Below are 1,564 nucleotides of genomic sequence, written 5' to 3' on the forward strand. Positions count from 1 at the left end.
TGGGCAAATGGCTCAAAGGATACCAGCATCTCCCCTGCTATGCTTTCCAACGACGTCGGATTTGCGACTATCGACACATCAGTATTACCTAATAATTTCGCGAAACCTGCCGATACCTACGGATCTGATAATTTCGGTCATTCAGGATTAACAAGTTTCTCCGCGAGGATTGTCGGTTATCCCAACAATCCCGGCAACAACACAACGCGCGAATTTTTCTCGGCACAAACCAGCAGCGTGCCATTCGTAGTCGATGCCATTCGAGCCGATAATGGATTCTCTAATCCCCACGGTTCGTCTGGGGGTCCTTGGTTGCAACTATACAACTCTTCTTCTGGCACCGGCTGGATCAACGGTGTAACATCTTGTAGCAGCGGCGATAAATTGTTTAGTCCACGTTTTACTGATCGCGTGTACACTATGTTCAACGTCGCCAATAAGGATAAATAATGGAGCTCCCTCACTACGCACATCCAAGTGTCGTAATCACCGCAATCATTGCCGTCGTTCTCATCGCGCTTGTGATAGTTTGCGTTCCTTTCTACCGATTGTGGGGATCTCCCGGATGGGCGCTGCGCTGGGCTTCATCGCAAGAAGCGACTGTCACCGTCACGGTGGAGGACAGCGACGGCAAGCCGATCAGCGGATGCACGTGCGATTTCACCCCGCAGGATGGAAAAGCGCACACCCTTGAGTCATATATCTCCAACGAACAAGGGAAATTCGCATCGTACACCTCACCGCTTGGCCATGTGGACGTGGACGTGTCCTGCACTCCCCAACGAAGCCGGGTTACACAGACACGCCAAGTGCGCACATCGATTCACCTTTCGCACAGTGGAGAGAGCCAACACATCACCGTTACCATTCCGGATTGAGCGTCGAAACCAGACGTTGTACATCACGCCGAGTATTCACCGTGGGCGCTTTGGTTCCTGTCGCGCAATCCGCATGGACGCTCACTGCACGGCGCTGATGGTGCCGCCCCACTGGTCGTGCAGGGCTTCGATATCGGATTTCTGGCCGAAGGCGATCCAGCGTTCGCCGCTGAGGATGCGCCATTCGCCCTGGGCGCGCGAGTCGGTGGAGTAGCTGTCCAGCGTGGACGAGATCTTCGACGTGATTGCGCCGCGGTACATGGATGCGGCCGACGCGCTGTCGAAGGTGACGAACGCCATCCGCGTGGTCTTGCATACCGCCACCGCGCTCATGCCGGGGTAACCGCTGACATCCATCGTCTGCCAGCCGTCGGAGCACCGCTCGGTTGCTTCCTCGATGCCGGATTCCATGCGTGACGTACTGTTCACGGGAGCGTTATCGCGTCCAGACGCCTTAATGATGCCGTCAGGGAAGAAGTTGCCTACCACCAGCGCACTGGCAATCAACACGCCGGCCATGGCGGTCAGCACGATGGCCGCAGTACCCGCATGGCCGCCCTTGCGCCGTTTCAAATCCGCCACGCGGGCGGCGACGACGAGAATGATGGCCAGTACCGCGAACACACAGCCAATCGCGGTGTAAGCGGATACGGGCAATACCGCCAGTTGAGACAACTTGCCGGGAG

At 56.6% G+C, this 1,564-nt stretch carries 2 protein-coding genes; one reads left to right on the top strand and one right to left on the bottom strand.

The features are described 5' to 3' along the window. Nucleotides 1–450: hypothetical protein (locus ACI38B_RS04765; protein ID WP_439729748.1), on the top strand; the 450-nt coding region annotated here is incomplete at its 5' end. A gap of 509 nt (nt 451–959) precedes the next feature. Here the strand turns inward: ACI38B_RS04765 and ACI38B_RS04770 are convergent. Next, a partial coding sequence (locus tag ACI38B_RS04770) for a hypothetical protein (protein ID WP_439729749.1) occupies nt 960–1,564 on the bottom strand: 605 nt, incomplete at its 5' end.

The sequence above is a fragment of the Bifidobacterium sp. genome (assembly GCF_051876855.1).
Taxonomy (GTDB): Bacteria; Actinomycetota; Actinomycetes; order Actinomycetales; family Bifidobacteriaceae; genus Bifidobacterium.